The sequence below is a fragment of the Caulobacter sp. D5 genome, assembly GCF_003185805.1.
Classification (GTDB): domain Bacteria; phylum Pseudomonadota; class Alphaproteobacteria; order Caulobacterales; family Caulobacteraceae; genus Caulobacter.
The window spans coordinates 1-2,825 of record NZ_QHJY01000265.1 but is presented as its reverse complement, the minus strand read 5'-3'; the positions used below and the strand labels follow the sequence as shown (position 1 = coordinate 2,825).

Annotated in this window: 2 protein-coding genes; one reads left to right on the top strand and one right to left on the bottom strand. The window is 71.8% G+C overall.

The genetic code is table 11. From position 1 onward, the window contains the following. Positions 1–162: 162 nt before the first annotated feature. Positions 163–2,193 (bottom strand): phytase, encoded by a 2,031-nt coding sequence (locus DMC18_RS17140; RefSeq protein ID WP_110119759.1) that lies wholly within the window; start codon positions 2,191–2,193, stop codon positions 163–165. Positions 2,194–2,371: 178 nt separating this feature from the next. Here DMC18_RS17140 and DMC18_RS17135 point away from each other — a divergent pair. Next, the coding region (locus DMC18_RS17135) for a TonB-dependent receptor (RefSeq protein WP_146218105.1) at positions 2,372–2,825 on the top strand (454 nt) is incomplete at its 3' end.

Below are 2,825 nucleotides of genomic sequence, written 5' to 3'. Positions count from 1 at the left end.
CCTTGCGGGAGAGGGTGGCCTCGCGGAGCGAGGTCGGGTGAGGGGTCTCTCAGAACTCAACACCGCGTGCGGCGGTCCAGGCCGGGCGGAGGCGTCTCCCATCTGAGAAACCCCTCATCCGTCGGCCTTCGGCCGCCACCTTCTCCCGCAAGGGGAGAAGGATCACTTCAGCCCCAGCGCCCCCGCGATCGCCGACCACGGCACGAGCTTGAAGTTCTGGTGCTCCGGCGGGAAGACGTTGCGGCCGTCCTGGGCGACGAAGGCGCCGCCTTCCAGGCCCGCGCCCAGCGAGGCGCTGGTCACGTCCAGGCCGTCGGTCTCGGAGATGCCGTCGATGCCCTTGGCCCCGTCGGCCACGACCGAGAAGCTGCCGACATAGGCGTTGTCGCCCTCGCGGCGATAGACGGCGTAGCTGTCGTTGCCCTGGCTGGAGACGACGATGAAGCCCTTGCCGCCCGGCTGGGCGTAGATGCCGACGCCTTCCAGGTCGTCCTTCAGGGCCGGGTTGGCGGCCACGCGGTCGACGGCCTTGGGCGCGCGGTTGTCCGAGGGCTCGGCGCCCAGCCGCCACAGGGCGACGTCCTCTTCGGCCACGTAGAGCGCGCCGGTCACGTCGTCGGCGACACAGCCCTCGGTCTGGGTGTCGAACTTCACGTCGCGCACCTGCACGGCGCGGACCTTGCCGTTGGCTTGTGCGACCAGCTTCCACTGCCGCACCAGACCGTCCGGATCGCTGATGAAGACGTAGGTCGCGCCCTTCCTGCCGCGGTACATGCACAGGCCATAGGGGTCCGAAAGCCCCGTGGCCTGCACGCCGTCGGCGACCGAGGTCAACAGTCGGGTGGCGGGGTCCAGGGTGTAGATGGCGATCGACTTGTGGGTGCGGTCGCTGGCCGTGACCAGGATCACGTCCTTGCCGCCCAGCTTGAAGCCGGACCGCAGGTCGACATTGTTCATCTTGCCGTCGGCCAGGTACTGCAACGGCTTGCCGGCCAGATCGTAGACCAGCAGGCCGCCCTTCTTGTCGGTGGCGATGATGGCGCTCTTGGCCGGATCGGCCGGGTTGGCCCAGATGGCCGGATCGTCGGCGGCGTCGCCGTCATGGGCCACCGGCGTGGTCTCCATGGTCGGGCGGACCACGGCGAAGTCGGTCCTGGGCCTGGAGCCGGCCGCGTCGCCGGTCGCCAGCTTGAGCCCGGCGGCCACGTCGGCCCACGAGACCACCTTCATGTTGGCGCCCGACTTGCGGTCGTCGGCGACCAGCAGGGCGCCGGCCGGCAGGCGATCGCCCAGGGGGCTGCGCAGGGCGAACAGGCCCGACGGGTTCTCGACGGCGTTCTGCTGGTCGGCCTGGATGCGGAACAGGCCGGCGAAGGCGTCGTCCTGGGAGCGGTCATAGACGGCGTAGTCGCCGGCCGTGGCGTTGGCGGCGACCAGGAAGCGGGCGCTCTCGCCGCCGTCGACCAAGGCCAGGCCCGCCACCTCGCCGGCGATCTGGCCCAGGCGGTTGGCGTCGATCAGGGTGGGGACCGGATCGGATTCCGGATCGGCGGCGTAGCGCCAGATGCCGACCGCCTCCTGGGCGACGTAGAGCGCGCCGGTCACGTCGTCGGCGACGCAGTACTTGGCCTCGGACGACAGGTGCAGGCGGCGCACGATGCGGCCGTCCAGCTTGCCGTCGGCGGTGGGGAACAGCAGCCACTGGTCCATCTGGCCGGCCACGCCCAGGGTGAAGGCGTAGAGCGAGCGATCCCGCGACCCGCGCCACAGGCAGACGCCTTCGCCGGCGTAGTCGAGGCTCAGCGGCTTGGCGTCGAGACTGGCGGCCTGGCCCGTGGCGAAGTCGTAGGCCGCCAGACGCAGGCGGCCGCCCTTGCGGTCCAGCAGCGCCACCAGCGGCTTGCCCTCGTGCTCGCGCACGTCGACGCCGTAGACCTCGCCGCCGGCGATCGCGCCGACCCGCTGGCCGTCCAGGCCGTAGAGCTCCAGCCCGCCGCCCTCGCCGGTGGCGGCGATCAGGCTCTTCTCCGGCGCGGCCGGATTGCGCAGCAGGGCCACGCCGTTGGCGCCGCCTTCGGTGGTCGGGGCGGTCGAGATCACGGGCGTAACGGCCGGGGCCTCGGCGAGGGCGGATCCGGCGCCGAGCAGGAAGGCGAGCACGCCGATGGCGGCGCTGGCGCGAAGATGGGTCATTCCGTGGATCCCCCAGGGTCGTTCAGACGGGTTGGCGCGGCCAGCCCCGGCCGGCGCGTGGCTTATGCGACGATTTCAAAACGGATTGATGACGTCGAAGTCCTTTCGCCGACACGGGCGTTTCTCCGCTCCGAGCGGCTATAATCCGACCCGAGTCTTCCGCCGCCCTGGAGCCGCTATGTTCGACGCCCCCATCGAGGCGACACCCGTTTCCGAAGCGACCGTATCGGAAGTCATCGTCACCGGCGCACGCCTGCCGCCGTCGGCGGGGGAGGGGGCCTTCGCCATCTCCACCCTGTCCGACCCGGCCTGGGCGCGCTCGACCCGGCTCGACGAGCAGTTGGCGCGGGCGCCGGGCGTGTCGCTGTTTCGGCGCACCTCCAGCCTGGCGGCCAATCCGACCACCCAGGGCCTGTCGCTGCGGGCCATCGCGCCGTCCGGCGCCGGGCGGGCGCTGGTCACCCTCGACGGCGTACCGCAGAACGACCCGTTCGGCGGCTGGGTGATCTGGGGCGGCCTGCCGTCCGAGACCATCCAGGACGTCCGCATCGTCCGCGGGGCCGGCGCCCAGGCCTATGGCGCGGGGGCCCTGACCGGCGTCGTCGCCCTCACGGGGCGCGACGGCGGCGCCG